General features: G+C 63.9%; 15 protein-coding genes and 1 tRNA gene. 6 read left to right on the top strand and 10 right to left on the bottom strand.

The genetic code is table 11. From position 1 onward, the window contains the following. Positions 1-11: 11 nt before the first annotated feature. Positions 12-2,594, bottom strand: a complete 2,583-nt coding sequence (locus ACQS5P_RS09005; RefSeq protein ID WP_428940563.1) for a tetratricopeptide repeat protein — start codon at positions 2,592-2,594, stop codon at positions 12-14. A 201-nt stretch (positions 2,595-2,795) separates the two neighbouring features. On the opposite strand from ACQS5P_RS09005, the gene ilvD reads away from it, so the two are divergent. Further along, positions 2,796-4,418 carry a dihydroxy-acid dehydratase gene (ilvD, locus tag ACQS5P_RS09000; RefSeq protein ID WP_428941008.1) on the top strand — a complete coding sequence of 541 codons (1,623 nt, stop codon included), beginning with the start codon at positions 2,796-2,798 and terminating at the stop codon, positions 4,416-4,418. 166 nt (positions 4,419-4,584) lie between these two features. Here the strand turns inward: ilvD and ACQS5P_RS08995 are convergent, their stop codons facing one another. Continuing rightward, positions 4,585-5,469: a sugar phosphate isomerase/epimerase family protein gene (locus ACQS5P_RS08995; protein WP_428940562.1), complete on the bottom strand. Its 885-nt coding sequence runs from the start codon at positions 5,467-5,469 to the stop codon at positions 4,585-4,587. Positions 5,470-5,611: 142 nt separating this feature from the next. Between ACQS5P_RS08995 and waaF the strand changes: the two genes are divergently transcribed. Continuing rightward, entirely contained in the window at positions 5,612-6,751 is a 1,140-nt protein-coding gene (gene waaF, locus ACQS5P_RS08990) for a lipopolysaccharide heptosyltransferase II (protein ID WP_428940561.1), read from the top strand. Positions 6,752-6,799: 48 nt separating this feature from the next. Here the strand turns inward: waaF and ACQS5P_RS08985 are convergent, their stop codons facing one another. Continuing rightward, the gene (locus tag ACQS5P_RS08985; protein ID WP_428940560.1) at positions 6,800-8,122 is read right to left on the bottom strand and encodes a helix-turn-helix transcriptional regulator; all 1,323 of its coding nucleotides are present in this window, start codon (positions 8,120-8,122) and stop codon (positions 6,800-6,802) included. A 358-nt stretch (positions 8,123-8,480) separates the two neighbouring features. Between ACQS5P_RS08985 and ACQS5P_RS08980 the strand changes: the two genes are divergently transcribed. Further along, positions 8,481-8,648 (top strand): hypothetical protein, encoded by a 168-nt coding sequence (locus ACQS5P_RS08980; protein ID WP_428940559.1) that lies wholly within the window; start codon positions 8,481-8,483, stop codon positions 8,646-8,648. 98 nt (positions 8,649-8,746) lie between these two features. Here ACQS5P_RS08980 and ACQS5P_RS08975 read toward each other — a convergent pair whose 3' ends face one another. From ACQS5P_RS08975 to ACQS5P_RS08955, 5 genes are all read right to left on the bottom strand, one after another. Next, positions 8,747-8,962, bottom strand: a complete 216-nt coding sequence (locus ACQS5P_RS08975; RefSeq protein WP_428940558.1) for a hypothetical protein — start codon at positions 8,960-8,962, stop codon at positions 8,747-8,749. 99 nt (positions 8,963-9,061) lie between these two features. Beyond that, positions 9,062-9,148 (bottom strand) — tRNA-Ser (locus ACQS5P_RS08970). A gap of 41 nt (positions 9,149-9,189) precedes the next feature. Then, on the bottom strand, positions 9,190-10,212 hold the full coding sequence (locus tag ACQS5P_RS08965; RefSeq protein ID WP_428940557.1) for a dihydrodipicolinate synthase family protein: 1,023 nt from the start codon (positions 10,210-10,212) through the stop codon (positions 9,190-9,192). Between the two features lie 149 nt (positions 10,213-10,361). After that, the gene (locus tag ACQS5P_RS08960; protein ID WP_428940556.1) at positions 10,362-11,354 is read right to left on the bottom strand and encodes a zinc-dependent alcohol dehydrogenase family protein; all 993 of its coding nucleotides are present in this window, start codon (positions 11,352-11,354) and stop codon (positions 10,362-10,364) included. 66 nt (positions 11,355-11,420) lie between these two features. Continuing rightward, positions 11,421-12,557 carry an HD domain-containing phosphohydrolase gene (locus ACQS5P_RS08955; RefSeq protein ID WP_428940555.1) on the bottom strand — a complete coding sequence of 379 codons (1,137 nt, stop codon included), beginning with the start codon at positions 12,555-12,557 and terminating at the stop codon, positions 11,421-11,423. Between the two features lie 181 nt (positions 12,558-12,738). Between ACQS5P_RS08955 and ACQS5P_RS08950 the strand changes: the two genes are divergently transcribed. Both ACQS5P_RS08950 and thrS read left to right on the top strand, forming a co-directional pair. Beyond that, positions 12,739-12,957, top strand: coding sequence for a hypothetical protein (locus ACQS5P_RS08950; RefSeq protein WP_428940554.1), 219 nt, complete (start codon positions 12,739-12,741; stop codon positions 12,955-12,957). 395 nt (positions 12,958-13,352) lie between these two features. Continuing rightward, positions 13,353-15,389: a threonine--tRNA ligase gene (gene thrS / locus ACQS5P_RS08945; RefSeq protein ID WP_428940553.1), complete on the top strand. Its 2,037-nt coding sequence runs from the start codon at positions 13,353-13,355 to the stop codon at positions 15,387-15,389. Between the two features lie 57 nt (positions 15,390-15,446). On the opposite strand, the gene ACQS5P_RS08940 is transcribed toward thrS, so the two are convergent. Continuing rightward, on the bottom strand, positions 15,447-16,877 hold the full coding sequence (locus tag ACQS5P_RS08940) for a hypothetical protein (RefSeq protein ID WP_428940552.1): 1,431 nt from the start codon (positions 16,875-16,877) through the stop codon (positions 15,447-15,449). A gap of 298 nt (positions 16,878-17,175) precedes the next feature. Further along, a complete protein-coding gene (hemL, locus tag ACQS5P_RS08935) occupies positions 17,176-18,510 on the bottom strand; it encodes a glutamate-1-semialdehyde 2,1-aminomutase (protein WP_428940551.1) in 1,335 nt (444 codons plus the stop codon). A gap of 337 nt (positions 18,511-18,847) precedes the next feature. Between hemL and dnaK the strand changes: the two genes are divergently transcribed. Further along, the gene (dnaK, locus tag ACQS5P_RS08930) at positions 18,848-20,761 is read left to right on the top strand and encodes a molecular chaperone DnaK (protein WP_428940550.1); all 1,914 of its coding nucleotides are present in this window, start codon (positions 18,848-18,850) and stop codon (positions 20,759-20,761) included. The last annotated feature ends 25 nt before the right edge of the window (positions 20,762-20,786 follow it).

The raw sequence follows: 20,786 nt of genomic DNA, 5'->3' as shown, positions 1-20,786 counted from the left end.
TCCTTCTGGCTTCATTGCGGCTTCGGTCGGTTGGCGTTGATCCACTGCTCGAGCACCGGGATCATCCGCCGCTCGCGTGCTGCCAGGGTTTCATCTCCGGCTTTCTCGGCCACCTCCAGCAGCAGGTTGTGCGCGTCCAGATCGTATGGATCGATGTAGACCGACTCCAGCGCATAGGACCTGGCGTTGGGCAGGTCGTTGATGTCGCGATACAGCCGGCTGATGCGCTTGGCGTAACGATTGTCCTTCAGCTCGACGGCGTGCAGGACCTTCAGGTGCTCGATCGCCCTGGCCGGATCGTTCACCGCCCGGGTCAGGTACAGCCCGGCCAGTCGCTGGTGCGGCAGCGCATCCACCGGACGCAGCTTGAGGATCTGCTGCCACACTTTGACAGCTTCAACGTAATCCCTGGCCTTGATCAGTTCCTCGCCTCGTTCGCGCAGCTTTTCGTACTGCTGGCTGGTTTGCGGGTCGTAGCCCCAGGTGCTGACCTGTTTTCGCGTCCAGGCGAAGAAGTCGGCCTGGAATTCCGAAAGGCTCTTGCCCAGCACGTCCTGAAAGACCTGTTGTTCCGACGCGCCGTCTTTAAAGGCCTGAAGCATCCTGAGGATCACGTCGTGCCCGAAGGTTTGCTCGATGTACCGGCAGATCCAGGCCGACTGCGCATACGCCAGCGAGCGGTCGATCGGTCTCTTCGGCCGGACAAAGCCCCACGTCAGGTTCTCCATGGTGAACAGCTCGTCGTTCGTGACCGCGTGATAGAGCATCGGCACCCAGTCCCATTTCATGGGGGTGCGTTCCTGCACGACGGCGAGCCCTTCGGTCATCCAGTGCGGGATGCGGTTTTCGGTGGCGGCCAGGGTGACGGTGTGGGTGTACTCGTGGCGGAGGACGTTGGCCCAGTTGAACGCTCCCATGGTCGCCTCGCCCTTGCGCGGCGCCACCAGCGCGATCACCCGCCCGGTGCTGGCGCCGACGGTTCCGATCCACGGCGAGCCGGTCGTCCGCACCGAAAACGCATCGTGCGTCGGGAAGACCTCGATGTAGGTCTTCACCGGCGGCTCGGTCTTGAACACGCCTGTGACTTCGGCATGCATCGCTTCCAGATACTCGCTGAAATACTCGGGGATGATCGGGTCGAGCTTGGGGTCGTACATCACCACGAAATGCTCGGTCTCCTGGCGCGCGAACTTCGCCAGATCCTCCAGCAGCCGAAGGTAGTTGGTCGTGCGGAGGTTGTAGGGATCCAGTGCGTGGGCGGCGTCGAGGGTGACCTGGGCGGCGTCCTCGTCGCCGGACTGGGTATACAACAGCCCCAAACCGTTGCGTGCGGCGGTCCACCAGGGCGCGCGCTCGATGGCGATCCTGTACATGGCGATGGCGCGGGGATATTGCCGCATCGCGCCAAGCTGATCGGCCACCTCGAAGTAGGCGGTGGCGTTGTCGGGGTCGATCTGCTCGACCTGTTTGAGAATCTCGGCAGTCTTGTCATCCTGGAGCCGCAGCGCGAACGTCGCTGCAAGAAGCCCCATCGCTTCGAGATGCTTGGGCTGCCTGGCGAGCACGCGGCGCAGCGGGATCTCGGCGTCGGCGGGGCGACGCTGCTGAAGCAGATTGCGCGCTTCGAGCAGGTCGGCGGCAATGGATTCGCGATCGACTCTGCGAATGGCCGCGATCGCCGCGTCGGCGCGGTCGAAATTCCATCCTTCCACCGCGATCTTCCCGATCAGTTCGAGTGTCCGTGTGTCATTGGGGTTCCTTTCGAGCGCCGCCTTCAGTTCCGCCATCGCCTTGGGCGTGTCGTCGTGAGAGAGGAAGTACTCCGCCGCCGCCACGTGTGCCGGCCAGTACTCACGATCGATCACGTCATAGGCGCGGACAAAGATGTTGAGCAGCGCGTCGTGCAGTCTGGGCAGGGTCTGGTAGGAGCCGGTGAGTGTCGCCCAGCGGTCGATGGCCCGGCCGATGAGCGTCACTTCCTCGGCGTTATCGAAAGCGCGTTCCTTGTCACGTTCCCAGCGGGTGAGGTAATCCTGCGGCTCGACGATGAACCAGCCATAAGCGTCGCGCGCCTGTTCGATCTGGCCGAGCTGCTCGTAGATTTGCCCGAGGTAGAACCTCGCGGCGATCGAGTCGGGGTGTTTTTCAAGATGCGTTGTGAGCTGATCGAGCGCTTCGTCGGTGCGACCCAGAGCCGCCAGAATCGTGGCGCGCCTGACCTGCACGCGGGGGTCGTTGCCCTGAAGCGCCTGAAGCGCTTCGGTCGGGCGGCCCAGGGCGTTCAGCGATGTCGCCTTGATCAGGGCCATTTCGACGGGATCGGCATGCGGCACGGTCTGTTCGGCACGCATCAACGTCAACAGCGACCGCTTGTATCGCCCGGCGAAAGATTGCATCCGCGCCTTGTCCAGGTCATTGGCCCAGGCGGGATAGCTCAGCTCGGGCAAGTCTTCGGGCAGGATGGGGTCCAGCCACTTGTTGGGGATGATCTGCCGGGAAAACTCGTCGGGCACGCGCTGTCCACGGGCCAGGCCCGGGCAGGCGGCGCAGACCAGCAGCAACGTTACGAGCCGCAGCGGGCGAGAGGAATGCATGGTCTGTGATTATACGGCGTGTCGATCCGCGGGAGATTCTGTGCTAGACTGTTTTGTCCCATGAGTATCAAGATGCCGAAGACTGCCAGAACGAAAGCGCCGGCGACTGGCAAGACCAGCCCATCGCCGGCTGAGAGCAATGGTCTGAACCGTTACAGCGCGCGAATCACGCAGGTGAAAAGCCAGGGCGCCAGCCAGGCGATGTTGTACGCCACCGGCCTGAGCGATCGCGACATGAGCAAGGCTCAGGTTGGGATCGTGGCCAACTGGTTCGAGGGCAACCCGTGCAACATGCACCTGAACGATCTGGCGGCGAAGGTGAAGCAGGGCGTGGCGCGCGCCGGTCTGGTGGGGATGCGGTTCAACACGATCGGGGTTTCCGACGGGATCTCGATGGGCACCGAGGGGATGAGCTATTCGCTTCAGTCGCGCGACTTGATCGCCGACTCGATCGAGACCGTCATGGCCGCCCAGTGGTACGACGGGCTGATCGCGCTGCCCGGCTGCGACAAGAACATGCCCGGGTGCATCATGGCGATGGCGCGGCTGAATCGTCCGGCGCTGATGATTTACGGGGGCACGATCCGCGCCGGGTTCACCAACTTCGACGGCCAGAAGCAGCCACGGGACATCGTCAGCGCATTTCAGTGCTACGGGGAATGGCTGATGGGCCGGATCACCGAGTCGCAGCGTAAACAGATCATCCGCAACGCCTGTCCCAGCGCCGGCGCCTGCGGAGGGATGTACACTGCCAATACCATGGCCAGCGCTATCGAGGCGTTGGGCATGAGCCTGCCCTATTCGTCATCCACGCCCGCGGAAGATCCCATGAAGCTTCAGGAGTGCCTGGAGGCGGGCAAGGCGATCCGCGGGCTTCTGGAAATGAATCTCCGCCCGCGCGACATCATGACCCGCAAGGCCTTTCAGAATGCCATGGTCGTGGGCATGGCGCTGGGCGGCTCGACGAATCTGGTGTTGCACCTGCTGGCCATGGCACGGGCGGCGGGCGTGGAACTGAGCCTCAGGGACTTTCTGGACACCGCCAAACGCGTGCCGCTGCTGGCGGACCTCAAACCGTCCGGGAAATACGTGATGGAAGACCTGCACAAGGTCGGCGGTGTGCCGGCGGTGATGAAGTATCTTCTGGATAAGGGCCTGCTCGATGGCTCGTGCATCACCGTCACCGGAAAGACGCTGGAGCAGAACCTCAGACGCGCCAAACCGCTGGCCAAGGGCCAGACGATCGTCGCGCCGATTGAAAAGCCGCTGAAACCGACCGGACACATCTCGATCCTGTACGGAAACCTGGCGCCCGACGGGGCGGTGGGCAAGATCACCGGCAAACAGGGGCTGCGCTTCGAGGGTCCGGCGCGCGTCTTCGATTGCGAAGAGGACATGCTCAAGGGGCTGGAGCAGGGGCGGATCAGGCACGGCGAAGTGATCGTGATCCGCTACGAAGGCCCCAAGGGCGGGCCGGGAATGCCCGAGATGCTCACGCCGACCTCGGCGCTGGCCGGTGCCGGATTCATCGACTCGGTGGCGCTGATCACCGATGGGCGTTTCAGTGGCGGCAGCCACGGGTTCATCATCGGCCACGTGTGCCCCGAGGCGCAGGAAGGCGGGCCGATCGCGCTGGTGAAAGACGGCGACATCATCAGCATCGATGACGAGAAGCACAGCATCACGCTTCACGTCAGCGACGCCGAACTGGCGCGCCGTCGCAAAGCGTGGAAGGCCCCGCCCCTGAAGGCCACCCGCGGCACGCTCGGCAAGTACATCCGCCTGGTCAAACCGGCGTCGCTGGGATGCGTGACGGATGAGTGAGGCCAGCGCACGTACCGAACCGCGCCATCGCAACAGGCGGGGAACAGGCCCTGGAGCGAATGCGTCGGCGCGGCCAGGACCAGCGGATCGAGATCGAATCCGGCCAGCTCAATGACTGGGACCGCAAGCCGTGCGTGAACGCGGCAGGCGGCGGCGCGCTACCGAATCACTTCGGATTCGCCACGAACGCCCCGCCGCGGCAGTTTTTCAGATAGTTCAGGGCGTGTACCTGTCCGGTCATTTCCAGCTCTCCGCGGTAGACCGGGTCGTGCCAGCCTTCGATGTCGATCGAGCCGGTGAACTTGTTCATCCGCAGGATGGAGATGATGTCGGTCCAGTTGGAGTCGCCGAAGCCGGGCGTGCGGTGCCAGACGTACTGCTTTCCTCCGCGGATGCCGTACTCGCGGATGATGTCCCACGCAACCGTCGCATCCTTGCCGTGCACGTGAAAGATCTTTCCGCGCGCCGCCCACTCGCGAAGCTGCGGGATCGGATCGATCAGGCTGACCATCTGGTGACACGGCTCCCACTCCAGGCCGATGTTGTCGAACTCGCTCAGTTCGTTGAAGATCATCTCCCAGGCGGTGGGGGAATGGGCGATGTTCCATCGCGGATCGTGCCACCAGCCGCCCATGTCGCAGTTCTCCCAGGCGATGCGCACGCCGTGATCCCTGGCTCGGCGAGCCAGCTCGCCCCAGACCTGCTTGAATTTCGGCATGGAGGCGGGGACGGGCTGGCCTTCGACGGCGCCGGCGAAACCCACCACCAGATCGCAGTTGAACAACCGGGCCGAGTCGATCATGGTGGCAAAGTCGGCGACGGTGCCCTCGTTCATCAGCGGATTGCCGAACAGGCCGATCGAGCTGATCACCGCGCGGTCGCCGATGGTTTCCAGCACCTCCGCCGCCGTGCGCTTCAGGTCCACCGCCCCGATCTGCTGCCAGCAGGTCAGCGAGAAGCTCTCGAAGCCGTGCGGGAGGATCTGCTTGAGATACCCCGCCCCCTTGTCCATCGGGGCCAGCGTGCCGATGCGAATGTCCAGTTGGCTCATGGTTTTCACCTCGCGGCAGTGCCCATCAGCCTAATCAACGGACCGGCCGCGTCAACGCGGACACGAGGATTCGCCGGGCGCGCAGCGCCGCTGGAGGGTACTGATGGAGAATCATCGCCGGCGCGTTATACTGCCTGCCGCGATGTCCCAGACCTCAGCGTCCAATCACCCACAGGACCGCCCGCAGCGGATTCTGGTGGTGCAGCCGAACTGGATCGGCGACGCGGTGATGGCCACCCCCATGCTCCGCGCGCTGCGCCAGCTTTATCCCGACGCCCACATCAGCTATCTGCTGCGACGTTACGTCAAGCCGATTTATACGGGCATGCCCTGGGCCAACAAGCTGATCACCTACCGCACCGGACGCACCAAAGCCAAGGCGGGCAAGGGACAATTCTTCGACCTGGCGGCCAGGCTGCGGGCGCGGAAGTTCGATCTGGCGATTCTGTTGCCCAATTCCTTCCGCAGCGCGCTTGTCTGCAAGATGGCGGGAATCAACCGGATCGTCGGCTACGAACGCGATGGACGCGGGTTTTTACTGACCGACAAGCTGCTGCCGGTCAAGGACCGGGGCAAGTTCCTGCCCACACCCATCGTCAAATCGTACATGGGTCTGGTGCAGTACCTGGGCTGGACCGAGCGGGATCTGAGGCTGGAACTGTTTGTCACTGACGGCGAACGTCGGCAGGCCGAGGAGATTCTCGATCGCGCCGGGCTGGATCGGGAGCTGCGGCGGCCCGCCGCCGCCGGGCTGGCGCCTCTGATCCTGCTCAACCCCGGTGCGCAGTACGGTTCGGCCAAGTGCTGGTTGCCGGAGTATTTTGCTCAGCTTGCCGACCGGTTGATCGATGAGTTGGGCGCAACGGTCATGATCAGCAGCACCGCCCGCGAGCGACCGATTGTCGATGCCATCAGCCGCAACATGCGCCACGCGGCGGTCGATCTGGCCCGTGCCGGGCTGACGCTGGGAGCGCTCAAGGAGATCGTCCGCCGATGCGATCTGATGGTCACCAACGACACCGGGCCGCGACACATCGCCGCGGCGTTTGATGTGCCCGTGGTGACGCTGTTCGGTCCCACGCATCCGCAGTGGACTGAAATCTACTTCCCTCGCGAACGCAAAGTCGCCGTGAAGGTCTTCTGCGGACCCTGCCAGAAGAAGACCTGTCCACTGGATCATCGCTGCATGACGCGGCTTTCGCCGGCAATGGTGTTCGACGCGGCGATGGAACTGCTGCCCCAGCCACAGCGGCGGATGACCCCCAGCACAATGCAGGCGTAGGCCGCCACGGCGGTGCAGCCACGGCAGACTTGGGCAACTCCCTGGAGCTTACTGCGGCTGAGGCTGGTGCTCGGGCTGGCGTTGTTCGGGCTGCGGCGGAGCGGGCTGATGCTGACGCTCCAGTTCCTGTTCCAGCGCCCGACCATGCATCTGCTCGATGGCGAACCGTCGCCAGCGCGTCGGCGTCATGCCCGTCGCCTGTTTGAATCGACTGGTAAAGTGGCTCTGATGCGCAAAGCCGCACTCGGTGGCGATCCTGGCCAGCTCCTTCTGCCGCGACAGCAGATCTTTCTTGGCCTGTTCGATCTGGCAATCCAGCAGGAAGTGCTTAGGCGTGATGCCCAGCAGTTCGGTGAACCGGCGGTGGAAATGGAAGGGGCTGAGATGTACCTGCCTGGCGATTTCGACCAGGGTCGGTCCACGGTGGAACTGCTCGCGCATGAACTTGATGGCCGGAATGAGCCGGGCGACTTCGTTGTCCGCCTGGAAATCCACAGGACGCAGCTTCGCCCAGTCCGAGCAATCCGGCTGAAGGCAGTAGAACACGACCGGCCCGTCGCTCAGTGCCGGATACACGCGATAGGTGACCACGCGGAAGTTCCACAGGTCGCCGCGGGAGTCGGCAAAGGGGACGCGGTCGGCGGCCACATCCCGCCCGTTGGTGCTGGCCACTCGCCGCCGTGCATCGTCCAGGATGTTTTGCCTGAGCCGTTCATCCAGCACCGCCGGATCCAGGCTGGGAATCAGCGGTGTGAGGTTGGCGTCAAGGATGAATTGTCGCACGGGCAGTTGCCGCTGGAGCGCGGGGTGTTGTTCCAGCCCGCCCGGGGGGGCATGCCCGTGGGTACGAGCAGCGCGGGCACGTGCAATCGCCGCATCCAACTCACGCCCGACCTGTTCCAGTGTACGCAGCTCCTCGTCGCTGAAGTCTGGCTGGTCGGCCTTGCGGTACAGGTGCAGTGCTCCGGCGTAGCCATCGAAAACCGGACCCGCCAGGTTGACGGCGGCGGCGTGGACGAATCCATGCGGCTGCATGAAACCGCGATAGAACCATGATTCGGCCAGTTGCTGCGGTCCGCCCCAAGCCTGCTCGGCCCGCACCGCCTGCTGCCGGGCAATCGCCTGCCAGGTCAGACGGTCGTGGCTGTGGAACTGGCGGGAATAGGCCCTGACCAGTGTTTCGGACAGCCGCGGGGGCTGAATCACCTGTAGCCCCCCGCGGGGCATGCTGGTGATGATGATCGCCTCGGCGAAGGGTACCGCATGGTTGAGCAGGTCCAGAACCTGCCGGTAGGGAACCGTATCGCCTTCAAGGCTTCGCAAAAAGGCGCCGACGTCCTCGCTCTCGCGTACAAATGGGGTCTTTGCCATGATAGTTAGTACGACCTGCACACCGCCGGAGGTCGAAATTTTGCCGAACCTCGTATTAGAATCTGGCTACCGCTGCAAGATTATCGACAAAATCGACAACAATCGAATGTTTCTGGATCCGAAATCCAGTTCGGACCCTGTCTTGTCTCGCCGTGGTCGGTTGCAACCTTTCCGGACGTTCGTGACCTCAATCCACACCTGACGGAACGTTGCCTCAGGTAAACAACTGGCGTGCCCGGAGCAGTTTGCCCCTGTTGCCAGACCGCGGTTTTGTTGGACCTGACGCGGGTGGGCGATATCGTGACTCCCCCAAACAGGGCTGGTACGCCGCTTGATCTTCACCGCCCGGAGTCATCCGATGTTGAGCCTGATCCACACCTGCTGGACAACTGCCATCAATTCCCGCCTTGTGGGCTTTGATCCCGCGCGGAACCTGCTGGACCGCATGCTCAACGACCCCGGTTTCTGGGATCGCAAGCTGCGCATCGCCATCCTCACGCTGGCCACCTTTGCGGCGCTGTGCTGAGGCGGAGACAGTGCCAGCGCTTTGGCCATCCCTGCCCAATCCCCCGATCCCCCGTCTGACGCGTCGCCGCCCGGACCTTATGCCTATCTGACGGCGGCTCAAGTTCCCTCCCAGCCGCGGGTGCGCGAGAAACGCTCGAAAAATTCCAGGCACGTCGCCCGTTGATCCTCCGGCCAGCGCAACGACTCCAGCAGCTTGCCGTTGAGCGTGATGGAGTAGGACCCATCGGCGCATTGGACGGCGGCAAGTTCTTCACCGTCGGACGTTTGCGCGCGCACGAGGATCCGCGTGATGGTGCGCGAGGCATCCTGCATATCGCATCCTTGCAGCGGAAAGCAAACTTTGGGCCACATGGCTCGAGCGGATGCGATCGCCAACTTCGACTTCGGCGGGGGCGGGCGTAGGGGGATAAGCGGAGGAGGAGGGATTCGAACCCCCGGGACCCTTGCGGGCCCACCGGTTTTCAAGACCGGCGCATTAAACCGCTCTGCCACTCCTCCGGGAATGACACGCCGCTGAACAGTATACGACGGTCAGTTCTTCAAATCATCCCGCGCTGCTTGAGCGATGCCAGCACCGCCTGGGTGACCTGCTCGATCTTGTCCCGTTCGATGTTGCCGGATCGGACGACGCAGCCTTCAAGCGGCGGATCGACGACGCCGAAGTCGGCCAGGATGCACTGCAAGACCCGCTGGAGGGCCATGCGGTCGATGGTCTGGGTCTCGCTGAGGGGCTGTCGTCCGCGGCCGAAGTTAAAGCCCCGCAGTTCCACCGCCGCCCGAAAGCCCTCGGGGAAGTCGGCGCTGTAAAGCATCGCATCGAACAGCTCGATCAGCCGAAGCTGAAGCTTGACGGCCTCATCGATCTGCCGGGCGCGAGTCAGGTCGTACAGGCGTTTGGTCAACTCCGGGACGATGCCGCTGGTGGCGTTGGTGCCGCCGTCGGCGCCCAGGATCAGCATTGGCACCAGCACCGCTTCCCAGCCGGTGAGGAAGCTGAAGTCCGGGCGGATCGGACGCACGGCGTTGATCATGCGACCCATGAACGCCACATCCCCGGAGGAATCCTTGATCCCGATGATGCGGTCGAACTCGGCCAGCCGACGCAGCGTGGGCACGTCGATGGGCGAGGCGAACATCGGGATGTTGTAAAGCGTGACGTCAATGGGGGAATTCAGCGCGATCTCGCGGAAATAGGCGAAGACGCTCTCGGGGGAGAGTTTGTAGTAGAAGGGGCTGACAATGGCCACGGCGCGGGCGCCATAGTCGTAATAGGCTTCGCAGGCGGCGATGGTCTCGCGGACGTTGGCCTCGGCGGCGCCGGCAAGCACCGGCACCCGCCCGCGGCATTGCTCGCAGACGATCCTGATGATGCGCCGGCGCTCTTCGGCCGTGAAGCGCGTGAACTCTCCGGTCGAGCCGTTGGGGTACAATCCGTGAACGCCTCGCTCGATCAGCCAGTCCACGTATCGCCGAAGCTCGGCTTCGTTGATCTGTCCGTCGGCGTCCAGCGGAACCAGGTTGGGCGTGAAAATGCCCTGGAGCTTGTTGGTGCTGCGGTTCATCGGTTCGGATTGTAACACGGGCCACCGGCCCGTACACCCGCAGCGGCGAGCATCCGCGGACGAATGCGGCAGGGGCGAAGCACTTAGGGATGCACACCGATAATCCCTGATCCACGTTGCCACGGCGATGGACTGACACCCGATCCGCTTCAGCGGCAATCCAGCACGCCTGTGCCGTCGAGTTGGCTGGATTTCATGTCGCGCAGGGCGCGGTTGGCGTCGGACAGGGGGTAAGTAACGGTGTGTGGGCGGACGCGGGCGGCGGCGGCCTCGGCAAGCAGCTCCATGGCGTCGGTGCGGGTGTTGGCGGTGACGGGGTGAATGTCCCGCTCGCCATATAGATGCCGGTTGTAGTCCAGAGTCGGAATCGGGGTCATGTGGATTCCAGCCAGCGAGAGCCTGCCGCCAGGCGCCAGCGACTCCAGGGCCGCCGGAACGATGCTTCCGGCGGGGGCGAAGAGAATGGCGGCGTCGGCTTTGGCGGGCATCCGCGAAGCGTCATCGCCAACCCAGGCGGCGCCCAGCGTGCGGGCAAGCTGCTGATGATTGGGGCTGCGGCTGACGACGTAGACCTCGTGGCCCCGGTGAATGGCGATCTGGAGGATGATGTGGGCCGAGGAGCCGAAGCCGAAGATCGCCAGCCTGTCGCGCGGGCCAAGACCGCTGCGATTCAGCGCGCGATACCCGATGATGCCTGCGCACAGCAACGGCGCGGCGGAGATGTCGTCGAAGACCTCGGGAATCGAATACGCGAAGTCCTGAGGGACGATCGCAAACTCCGCATAGCCGCCATCGACGTGGTATCCGGTGTACTGCGACTGGGGGCAGAGGTTTTCGCGATCGGTGGTGCAGTATCGGCACTGGCCACAGGTGTGGCGGAGCCAGGCGGCGCCGACGCGCTGGCCGATCTTGAAGCGCGTACAGCCGGGCCCGAGAGCATCGACGGCGCCGACGATCTGGTGGCCGGGGATGCGCGGCAGGTGCGGAGCGGGCAGGTCGCCCTCGATGATGTGCAGATCGGTTCGGCAGACGGCACAGCAGGCGACGCGGACTCGCAGCTCGCCTTGCCCGGGCACCGGCGTCGGCGCGTCCGCCAGTCGCAGTGGGGCCTGCTCAATGGGCGCTATGTGGTCCAGGAGCATCGCGCGCATGCATGGATTTTACCGTGACAAGGCCGCTGTCGGGGACCTTTGCGGGACCGGCAGAGCCTAACCCCCGGCATCTACGCGCGGGGCGGGAGGTGGCTCGGGATTGAACGAAGCGGCGCTGTCCAGGTCGGTGGGCAGAGCCGCGGCGTTGAACGCGTCCACGACCGCCGGATCGAACATGATTCCCCGCTGGCGGGAGATCTCGCGTATCGCGTCCTGATCAGACCAGGCGCGCTTGTAGACGCGCGAGTGAGTCAGCGCATCGTACACGTCGGCCAGGTGAACGATCCGGGCTTCGATCGGGATGGCGTCGCGTTCCAGTCCGTCGGGATAGCCGCTGCCATCGAAGTTTTCGTGATGCCAGCGGGCGATTCTGCGTGCGCGGTCGAAGAAGGGATTGGGTGACAGGATTCGTTCGCCCGCCAGCGTGTGCAGTTGCATGCGGGCGCGTTCGTGGTCATCCAGCGGGCCCGGCTTGGTCAGGATCGAATCCGGGACGTGGATTTTGCCCACGTCATGAAGAATCGCGGAGTATCCGATGGCCTCGGATTCGTCGTGGGAAAAGCCCAGTCGCCGGGCCAGCTCGCGGGTGTGGTGCTGGATGCGGCGGACGTGCCGGCCGGTGTCCTCGTCCTTGGCCTCCGAGGCGACGGCGAGCATGTAGATCGCATCCATGTGCGCCTGGCGGATCTCCTCGGTGCGCTGTCGGACGCGGTCCTCCAGCGTCTGCGAATACTTCTTCAGCTCCAGCGCCTGGTGCAGCAGCGTGTCGCTCATCTCGATGATGAGGTCGTACTGTTCCCTGGCGGACTGCTCGGCCTGCTTCTGTGCCGAGATGTCGATCATGGTGACGATGCGGTGATCGCTGAGTGGCGGCGGGCCGGACAGGGGCCGGGCCGAGGCAATGATCGGCAGCTTCTTGCCGTCGGGAAGCGGCAGGAAGAACTCGGTTTCCGCGCCTTCGTCGAAGCGATCAAGCGACTGGCGGACGATCGCGCGGTCGGGGGCGTCGGGGTAGAAATCCAGGATGTTGGCGCCGACCAGTTGCCGGCAGGGTCGCCGCATCATGGCGCAAAGGCGCGCGTTGACGTGAACAAGTCTGCCGGCGCGGTCGATCAGCGCGGCGCCGCAGTTCAGCGCGTCCAGCAGACGCACGATCGACGCCAGTTCCCGATCCGCTGGGGGCAGTTGGTTCATCACTGAGCAAAAGTATATCCCGGTGACGGCGGGAAATTTCGCGAAACCCGCACCGGCGGCACATCGTTCGTTATCACACGCAGGTGAGCCTTTTTCGTGCATTGGCGGCCCGGGCGAAGTGCAGAGGTTGGGCACCGGCCCGGATCGCTGCCGGTTTGTTGTGCAGGGTAAGGACGTGTCTATGAAGTTGTTCAAAGCAGTCGCCGGTCTGGTGAGCAAGCTGCTGATCCTGATCGGCTGTGTCGTTGGTTGCGTGTGGCTAACCTGGCGAAGCTATACCTACGTTGATGACAACTACACGATGACTCCTCCGGTGATGTGCGCGATGCTGTCGGTGTCGCTGATGTTTCTGGGGCTGAGCATCGCGTTCCGCAACGAACAGGAGATGGGGGAAGAGTGAACCCGAATACACAACGGTAGACGGCGCAGCGCGGACCGGCGAGCCTGCTTCGGCCCGCGGGGACGGTTGCCGCGCGGGCGGCTCGTCCCGAAATTGACGTGCTCATCGTGCCGATATAAGGTCGGGACGATGAACCGGGGCTTAATCATCCTGGCGACGAGCATCACCACGGCGACGGCCACGCCGCTGGCCGGGCGGTGATCGCGCGTCAGTCCCCGGTGCTGACAACTTGCGATCGACCACATCCGCCCGGATCATCTCCGGGCGGTTTTGTTTCAAAGACAGGAACCACAGATGAACGCAGATCAACACCGATGGTCCTCTGTGTCTCGCAATGGTGTTCATTACCGTTCATTGTGGTTTTAATCCCGCGTAACTGGCCAGCGAGGCGAAACATGGCGAGCGTGAAACTTCCGGATGGAAGCATCAAAGAGATTCCCGATGGCAGCACGGTGCGGCAGTTGGCCGAGTCGATCGGACGGGGACTGGCCAGGGCCGCGGTGGCGGCCAAGGTGGACGGAAAGCTGGTGGACCTGTCGTACAAGCTCAGCGGCTCGCCGACCGTTCAGATCCTCACCGAAAAAGACCCCGAGGCGCTGTATGTGCTGCGACACAGCGCCGCGCACGTGATGGCCGAGGCGATCCAGCGCCTCTGGCCGCAGGCGAAGCTCGCCTACGGCCCGCCGCTGGACAACGGCTTCTACTACGACATCGCCCTCGATCAGCCGATCTCCACCGACGACTTCCCGCGCATCGAAAAGGAGATGGCGGAGATCGTGAAGCAGGATCGGCCGTTCACCCGCTATGAGATGCCGTTCGACGAAGGGATGCGGCGGCTGGAGCAGGAGCAGAACAAATACAAGATCGACAACGCGCTGCGCGCGCGTCAGGCCGGATCGGAATGCCTGAGCTGGTATGTCACCGGCCAGCCCGGCAAACACTGGGAAGACCTTTGCATGGGTCCGCACGTGCCGAGCACGGGTTGGATCCGGGCGTTCAAGATCATGTCGGTGGCACAGTCGCACTGGCACGGGGATGTGAGCTCCGACCGGTTTCAGCGCGTCTACGGGACGGCCTTCTTCGACAAAAAGCAGCTCGATGAGCACCTGAAGATGCTGGAGGAGGCGCGCAAGCGCGACCATCGATTCCTCGGTCCGCAGCTTGGGCTGTTCACCATCGATGATCAGGTCGGCCAGGGACTGATCCTCTGGAAGCCCAAAGGCGCGATCATTCGCCAGGAGCTTCAGAACTTCATCAGCGAGCACCTTCGCCGCCAGGGATACCAGCAGGTCTTCACGCCGCACATCGGGCGACTGAGCCTGTATCGCACCAGCGGTCACTACCCGTACTACCGCGACAGCCAGTTCCCTCCGCTGGTCGATCGCGAGGTGATTCAGAAGCTGGCCAGCGAGGGCTGCACCTGCGCCGAGCTGGCGAACCTGATGGAGAAGGGCGAGATCGACGGGTATCTGCTCAAGCCGATGAACTGCCCGATGCACATCAAGATCTTTGCCTCCGAGCAGCGGAGCTACCGTGAGATGCCGGTTCGTCTGGCGGAGTTCGGCACGGTGTATCGTTGGGAAAAGAGCGGCGAGCTCGGGGGGATGACTCGCGTGCGGGGCTTTACCCAGGATGATGCGCATCTGTTCTGCACCGAGCAGCAGGTGGGGCAGGAACTGATTGGATGCCTGGAGCTGGTCAGGATCATCCTGGGGACGCTGAACATGAAGGACTACCGCGTGCGCGTGGGGCTGCGCGACCCGGACAGCAAGAAATACGTCGGCGACGCCGAACAGTGGGACCGAGCCGAAAAGGCCTGCATCGAAGCGGCCGCGACGCTGGGCGTGCCGTTCAGCCGCGAACCGGGCGAGGCGGCGTTCTACGGGCCGAAGATCGACTTCGTGGTCAAGGATGTGCTGGGGCGCGAGTGGCAACTGGGCACCGTGCAGGTGGATTACCAGCTTCCGCAGCGATTCGATCTGAGCTACATCGGCCCGGACAACAAACCGCATCGCCCGGTGATGATCCACCGCGCGCCGTTCGGGAGCATGGAGCGGTTCATCGGCGTGCTGATCGAGCATTTCGCCGGCGCGTTCCCGCTGTGGCTGGCGCCGGTGCAGGCGGCGGTGCTGAGCATCAGCGAGAAGAGCAACGAGTATGCATCCAAAGTCGCACAGCAGCTCAAGGATGCCGGCCTGCGCGTCGAGGCGAACCTCGGCAGCGAAAAGATCGGCGCCAAGATCCGCACCGCCACCCTGGCCAAGGTGCCGTACATGCTGATCGTGGGAGAAAAGGAGGCGGCCGAAGGGAAGGTGGCGGTGCGCTCGCGGACCGGCGGGGATCTGGGCGCCGTGCCGATCGGCGAGTTTCTGGCTCGGGCGCGACGTGAGGTAGAGGAAAAGGCAGTGTCGTCGGGGGGGGCATCTGAGTAGCTCGATGCGCGGGTCATTGCCGCGCACCGGCGTCCGGCGCGCAAGATGCCAAATCGCTCAGGCCGCCAGACCCAGGTGGACTTGCTGCGACGGTGTAATGCGTATCGACGAAGCCAGGCGCATTTCGCGGGCGACGACGTTCTCGCGTTCCAGGCAGTGCTGCTGGGGTGCGGTCGCTGCGACAACGCCGTTGCACGGCTGGCGCGCCAAAAAGTGCAGCAGCACGGCGAGCTGCGCGGCGACGGAGAGGACGGCACCGGCGGCGGCGGCGAAAAGGCCGCCGAAGATCGCCAGCGGCAGGCCCGCCAGCAGCGATACGCCGCTGTTCACCATCGAGGCAATCAGCGACAGGCGGCTCTGGTGAGTCGCATTGAAGTAGGCCGAGAGCGTGCTGATGGCGTAGTGCAGCGCCTGCATGGCGACGTAGAGTCGAAGCACGTTGGCGTCGTCGGCGTAGACGGAGTTTTGACCGTAGACCAGCTCGATGATGGTTTTGGGCAGGATCGTCAGGCTCAGCAGGTAGGGGATCAGGATCGCCGCGCCGAGCCAGCCGTAGCGAGCGGCGACGCGTTGCGCCCGCCGCGGGCCGTGCGTGTCGTGGGCTTTGGCCGTGGCCGGCACCAGCACGCTGACGATCCCGTTGATCAGCGGACTGCTCAGCTTCAGAAGCACGAACAGCGCGTACATCTCCGCCACAGTGGCCCGACCGTGAAACCACGTCAGCGCCCACGAGTAGGCCAGGCTGGTGAACAGAATCGAGCAGTTGTTGGCGGCCAGGTATTTGCCGTAGCCGAAGAACTCGCGTGCGCGGTCGAGCAGCTCTCGGCGGGTGATCGGGCCGAGTCCCACCTGCACCACCTGGATCATTGCGCCTGCGGCGCTGGTCAGGGCGATGATGGCGAAGACGCGGTGCAGCGTCAGACGATCCAACGCGATCAGCGCGACGATGCCCAGCGCCTGGCCAAGGTAGCTGACGGCATCGCCCCAGATCGCCTGGGCATGTCTCAGGTGCGCGAGCATGGCGCGTCGCATGGTTTCCTGCAACTGCCACAGCAGCAGCGCCAGGGATGCACAGATCGCGATCAGAAGCTGTCCGGTGAGTGCGCCTGATACCATTGCAATACAGACGAGCGGCATGGCCAGCAGGCACGTCAGCAGCATCGAGGCAGAGGCGTAGCGGCTGAGCTGCTGGCGGTCGGCGGTGGCGCCGCGCACCAGAAGCGGATAAGTGATCAGGGCTGACTGAATGGCATTGAGGAAGAAGATCAGCTCCAGGATCAGCCCGAAGGTGCCGTAGCTTTCGCGGCCCAGAGATCGCGCCAGCAGTATGTTGGTGGTGAAATTGCCCAGGCTGGAGGCTGCCTGATCCGCCAGCGCCCAAAAGCTGTTGCTGGCCAGGAGTTTGCGTGCATGCGCGACCAGGGCTCTGCCCAGCGGCTCACGGGCCGACCATGGCATCGTCCATGTTGGCAGGGCGATTCGAGTCAACGTCGTCAGTTTCCCTGGTTCGACTGTTCGGTTACACGCGGGGCGTACGGATGAGTTATCGGTCATCAACCCAGACTCGCGCCAGCAAAAAGTGCGCGGCAGAAGACCCCGGTATCACGGGCGTGCCGCCTGTGTGAGCGACCATCGCACGCGCGGGACGCGCCTCACACAAGAGAGCACCCGGGGAGTTTCCGAACTGCCCGCGCCGCTGTCTTGCCGGGAATCTGTGCGGGCTCGGCGCGCAGCAGGGCTGCCGATGGGCCTTTTCACTCTGACCACGTCGGTAGGTGCAGGCTCGTCAGGTTATCGTCCTGGCGACGGCTTCGAAGGACCTCTCGGCCGCCTGGATCGTCTGATCGATCAAGTCCTCGCTGTGGGCCAGGCTGACGAACCAGGCCTCGAACTGGCTGGGGGGAAGATACACGCCGTTATCGAGCATGGCGTGGAAGAAGGTCTTGAAGCGGTCGCGATCGCAGGCGACGGCGTCGGCGAAATTGCCGACCTGTTGCCCGGGCTGTTTGACGAAAAACGGCGTGAGCATCGACCCGACACGGTTGATCGCCACCGGGACGTTGTGTTTCTCGGCGGCGCGTTGCAGGCCTTTGGCCAGCGCATCGCTGCGTTCTTCGAGCGTTTCGTAGGCGCCGGGTTCCTTGAGGATTTCCAGAGTCGCCAGACCACCGCTCATCGCCAGCGGATTGCCACTGAGGGTGCCGGCCTGATACACCGGGCCGGCGGGGCTGATCATTTCCATGAGCTTTCGCGAACCTGCGTAAGCGCCGACGGGCAATCCACCGCCGATGACTTTGCCCAGACATGTGATGTCCGGTCGCAGGTGGTAGAGGGTCTGGGCTCCGCCCCAGGCGACGCGAAAACCGGTCATCACCTCGTCCAGCAGCAGCAGCGTGCCGTGCTGGTCGCACAATTCCCGCAGCCCGGGCAGATATCCCGGCGCTGGCGGGACCACGCCCATGTTGCCCGCCACCGGCTCGACCAGGAAGCAGGCGATTTGCCCGGGGAACTTTTCGAAGATGGCCCGGGCGCCATCCAGGTCGTTGTAATGAACCAGGACGGTATTGGCGGCTACAGTTTTGGGCACGCCGGGCGTCGATGGCGTACCGAGGGTCAGTGCTCCTGATCCGGCTTCGACCAGCAGCCCATCGGCGTGGCCGTGGTAGCAGCCGATGCATTTGACGACCAGATCCCGACCGGTCGCGGCGCGAGCCAGCCGGATCGCACTCATCGTCGCTTCGGTGCCGCTGTTGACGAAGCGGACCATCTCCATGCCCGGAAGGGCGGAAGTGATCACGCCGGCAAGCTGCGTCTCCAGTTCCGTGGGCGCGCCGTAGCTGGTGCCGCGACCGATCGCCTTGGACAGCGCCGCCACGACGCGCTCGTTGGCGTGTCCGACGATCATCGGGCCATAGCTGCCGACGTAGTCGATGTACTTATTGCCATCGATGTCGATGATGAACGCGCCCTCGGCCTCCTTGATGAACAGGGGGCTTCCGCCGACCGCGTTAAACGCCCGTACCGGCGAGCTGACACCCCCAGGCATGAGCTTGCGTGCCCGCGCGAAGGCGGCCTCGGAGTTGGCGATCGAACGTGCGGTTCGTGCGGTGGTGTCAGGCATGTGCGGTCTCGCTGAGCGGCGATCTTATGGGGTTGCCAGAGGCGCGCCAACCCGTCTGCTGCCGGCGAATGTTCCGGCGATGGCCCCGCCGGGCGGGTGGTTTGAACGCTCTGGAGCTCTTGCCACTCTGGCAGCCCCGGTCGTGCGACTGTCGAAATGGCATTCGGGGTTTGAACGGAACTGGTGGATGGAAAGATTATAAGTAATTGATTTTACGCCGCTTAAATGGTAATCAGTGTAGCAGTGGCATGGCACAATCTTTGCCGCGACAACGCCCATGTGCCCGGACCGTGCGCCCCGGCGCGCGGTTCGGAGCCAACATTCAGGAGCATTGGTCATGGGTAAAGTCATTGGGATCGATCTGGGCACGACCAACAGCGTAGTGGCCGTCATGGAGGGCGATCAGCCCAAGGTGCTGATCAACTCGCAGGGCAGTCGGCTAACGCCTTCCGTCGTGGCGTTCACGGAGAAGGGCGAGATCCTGGTCGGGCAAGTCGCCAAACACCAGCAAATCACCAACCCCAAGAACACGATCTTCTCGATCAAGCGCTTCATGGGCCGCCGGCACAGCGAGGTGACCCAGGAAGAAAAGATGGTGCCGTACGAGATCGTCGGTGGCCCGGATGAATACGTGAGGGTTCGCGTCCGCGGCAAGGAGTACACCCCCGAGCAGATCTCGGCGTTCATCCTCCAGGACCTGAAAAAGACCGCCGAGAACTACCTTGGCGAGCCGGTCAAGGACGCGATCATCACGGTGCCGGCGTACTTCAACGACGCGCAGCGGAAGGCGACCAAGGACGCCGGCGAGATCGCCGGGCTTAATGTCATCCGCGTGTTGCCGGAGCCGACCGCCGCGGCGCTGGCGTACGGGCTGGACAAGAAAAAGAACGAGAAGATCTGCGTGTTCGACCTGGGCGGGGGAACCTTCGACGTGTCGATCCTGGACGTGGGCGAGGGCGTGTTCGAGGTGCTGAGCATCAACGGCAACACGCACCTGGGCGGCGACGACATGGACGAGGAGCTGATCAACTACGTCGCCGAGGAGTTCCGCAAGCAGGAAGGCATCGACCTGCGGAAAGATCCCATGGCCCTTCAGCGCCTCAAGGAGGCGTGCGAAAAGGCCAAAATCGAGCTGTCCAGCGTGATGGAGACGACGATCAACCTGCCGTTCATCACCGCGACGCAGGAAGGGCCCAAGCACCTTCAGATGACCATCACGCGGGCGAAGTTCGAGCAGCTCATCGCGCATCTGGTGGAGAAGTGCCGTCAGCCGGTGCTCGATGCGCTCAAGGACGCCAAGCTCACCCCCGAACAGATCGACGAAGTGATTCTGGTGGGCGGTGCGACGCGCGTGCCGATGGTGCAGCGGCTGGTCAAGGAGCTGTTCAAGGGCAAGGAGCCGAACAAGAGCGTGAACCCCGACGAGGTGGTGGCGATCGGGGCGGCGATCCAGGGTGCGATCGCCACCGGACAGGTCAAGGACATTCTGGTGCTGGATGCCACGCCGCTGTCGCTGGGCGTGGAGACGCTGGGTGGGGTGATGACGGTGCTGATCCCGCGGAATACGACCATCCCCACCAGCAAGAAGGAGATCTTCTCCACCGCCACGGACAACCAGACCGCGGTGACGATCAACGTGCTTCAGGGTGAGCGCGAGTTCGCGCGGGACAACCGCCTGCTGGGCACGTTCAACCTCGAGGGGATCCCGCCGGCACCGCGCGGCGTACCGCAGATCGAGGTTACCTTCAACGTGGACGTCAACGGGATTCTGACGGTCTCGGCCAAGGATCTGGGCACCGGCAAGGAGGCCAAGATCACCGTGCAGAACGCTGGCGGCCTGAGCAAGGAGGAGATCGAGCGCATGAAGCGCGAGGCCGAAGCCCACGCCGCCGAGGACAAGAAACGCCGCGAACTGGTGGAGCTGAAGAACCAGGCGGACAACATGATCTATCAGACGGAGCGTCAGCTCCGGGAGCACGGCGACAAGGTCAGCGCCGAGGTGCGCGGCAACATCGAAAGCGCGCTCAACCAGCTCCGCGACGCGGTCAAGAGCGACGAGGCCGAGCGGATCAAGCGGTCGATGGAGAATCTCCAGCAGGCGGCGTTCAAGCTCGGCGAGGAGATCTACAAGCGGGCCGGCGCCGCGCGGCCGACCGAGACAGCGGGTGAGCGTGGCACGGCGGCGGCAGGCGCGGGAGAAAAGAAAAAGGATGAGGACGTGATCGACGCGGAGTACGAAGTCAAAGAGTAGCGCCACCAACAGCAGCGCTACGCCG

This window comes from Fontivita pretiosa (assembly GCF_050410795.1).
Lineage (GTDB): Bacteria > Planctomycetota > Phycisphaerae > Tepidisphaerales > Tepidisphaeraceae > Fontivita > Fontivita pretiosa.
The sequence above is the reverse complement of the archived record's forward strand: the minus strand, read 5'-3'. Positions and strand labels throughout refer to the sequence as shown.

Excerpts from the sequence above, each read along its gene's own strand:
- ACQS5P_RS08985 (WP_428940560.1), bottom strand. The coding sequence starts at position 8,122 with ATGGCAAAGACCCCATTTGTACGCGAGAGCGAGGACGTCGGCGCCTTT.
- ACQS5P_RS08950 (WP_428940554.1), top strand. The coding sequence starts at position 12,739 with ATGAAGTTGTTCAAAGCAGTCGCCGGTCTGGTGAGCAAGCTGCTGATC.
- thrS (WP_428940553.1), top strand. The coding sequence starts at position 13,353 with ATGGCGAGCGTGAAACTTCCGGATGGAAGCATCAAAGAGATTCCCGAT.
- ACQS5P_RS08975 (WP_428940558.1), bottom strand. The coding sequence starts at position 8,962 with ATGCAGGATGCCTCGCGCACCATCACGCGGATCCTCGTGCGCGCGCAA.
- ACQS5P_RS08965 (WP_428940557.1), bottom strand. The coding sequence starts at position 10,212 with ATGAACCGCAGCACCAACAAGCTCCAGGGCATTTTCACGCCCAACCTG.
- dnaK (WP_428940550.1), top strand. The coding sequence starts at position 18,848 with ATGGGTAAAGTCATTGGGATCGATCTGGGCACGACCAACAGCGTAGTG.
- ACQS5P_RS09005 (WP_428940563.1), bottom strand. The coding sequence starts at position 2,594 with ATGCATTCCTCTCGCCCGCTGCGGCTCGTAACGTTGCTGCTGGTCTGC.
- ACQS5P_RS08955 (WP_428940555.1), bottom strand. The coding sequence starts at position 12,557 with ATGAACCAACTGCCCCCAGCGGATCGGGAACTGGCGTCGATCGTGCGT.
- ilvD (WP_428941008.1), top strand. The coding sequence starts at position 2,796 with ATGTTGTACGCCACCGGCCTGAGCGATCGCGACATGAGCAAGGCTCAG.
- ACQS5P_RS08995 (WP_428940562.1), bottom strand. The coding sequence starts at position 5,469 with ATGAGCCAACTGGACATTCGCATCGGCACGCTGGCCCCGATGGACAAG.
- hemL (WP_428940551.1), bottom strand. The coding sequence starts at position 18,510 with ATGCCTGACACCACCGCACGAACCGCACGTTCGATCGCCAACTCCGAG.
- waaF (WP_428940561.1), top strand. The coding sequence starts at position 5,612 with ATGTCCCAGACCTCAGCGTCCAATCACCCACAGGACCGCCCGCAGCGG.
- ACQS5P_RS08960 (WP_428940556.1), bottom strand. The coding sequence starts at position 11,354 with ATGCTCCTGGACCACATAGCGCCCATTGAGCAGGCCCCACTGCGACTG.
- ACQS5P_RS08980 (WP_428940559.1), top strand. The coding sequence starts at position 8,481 with ATGTTGAGCCTGATCCACACCTGCTGGACAACTGCCATCAATTCCCGC.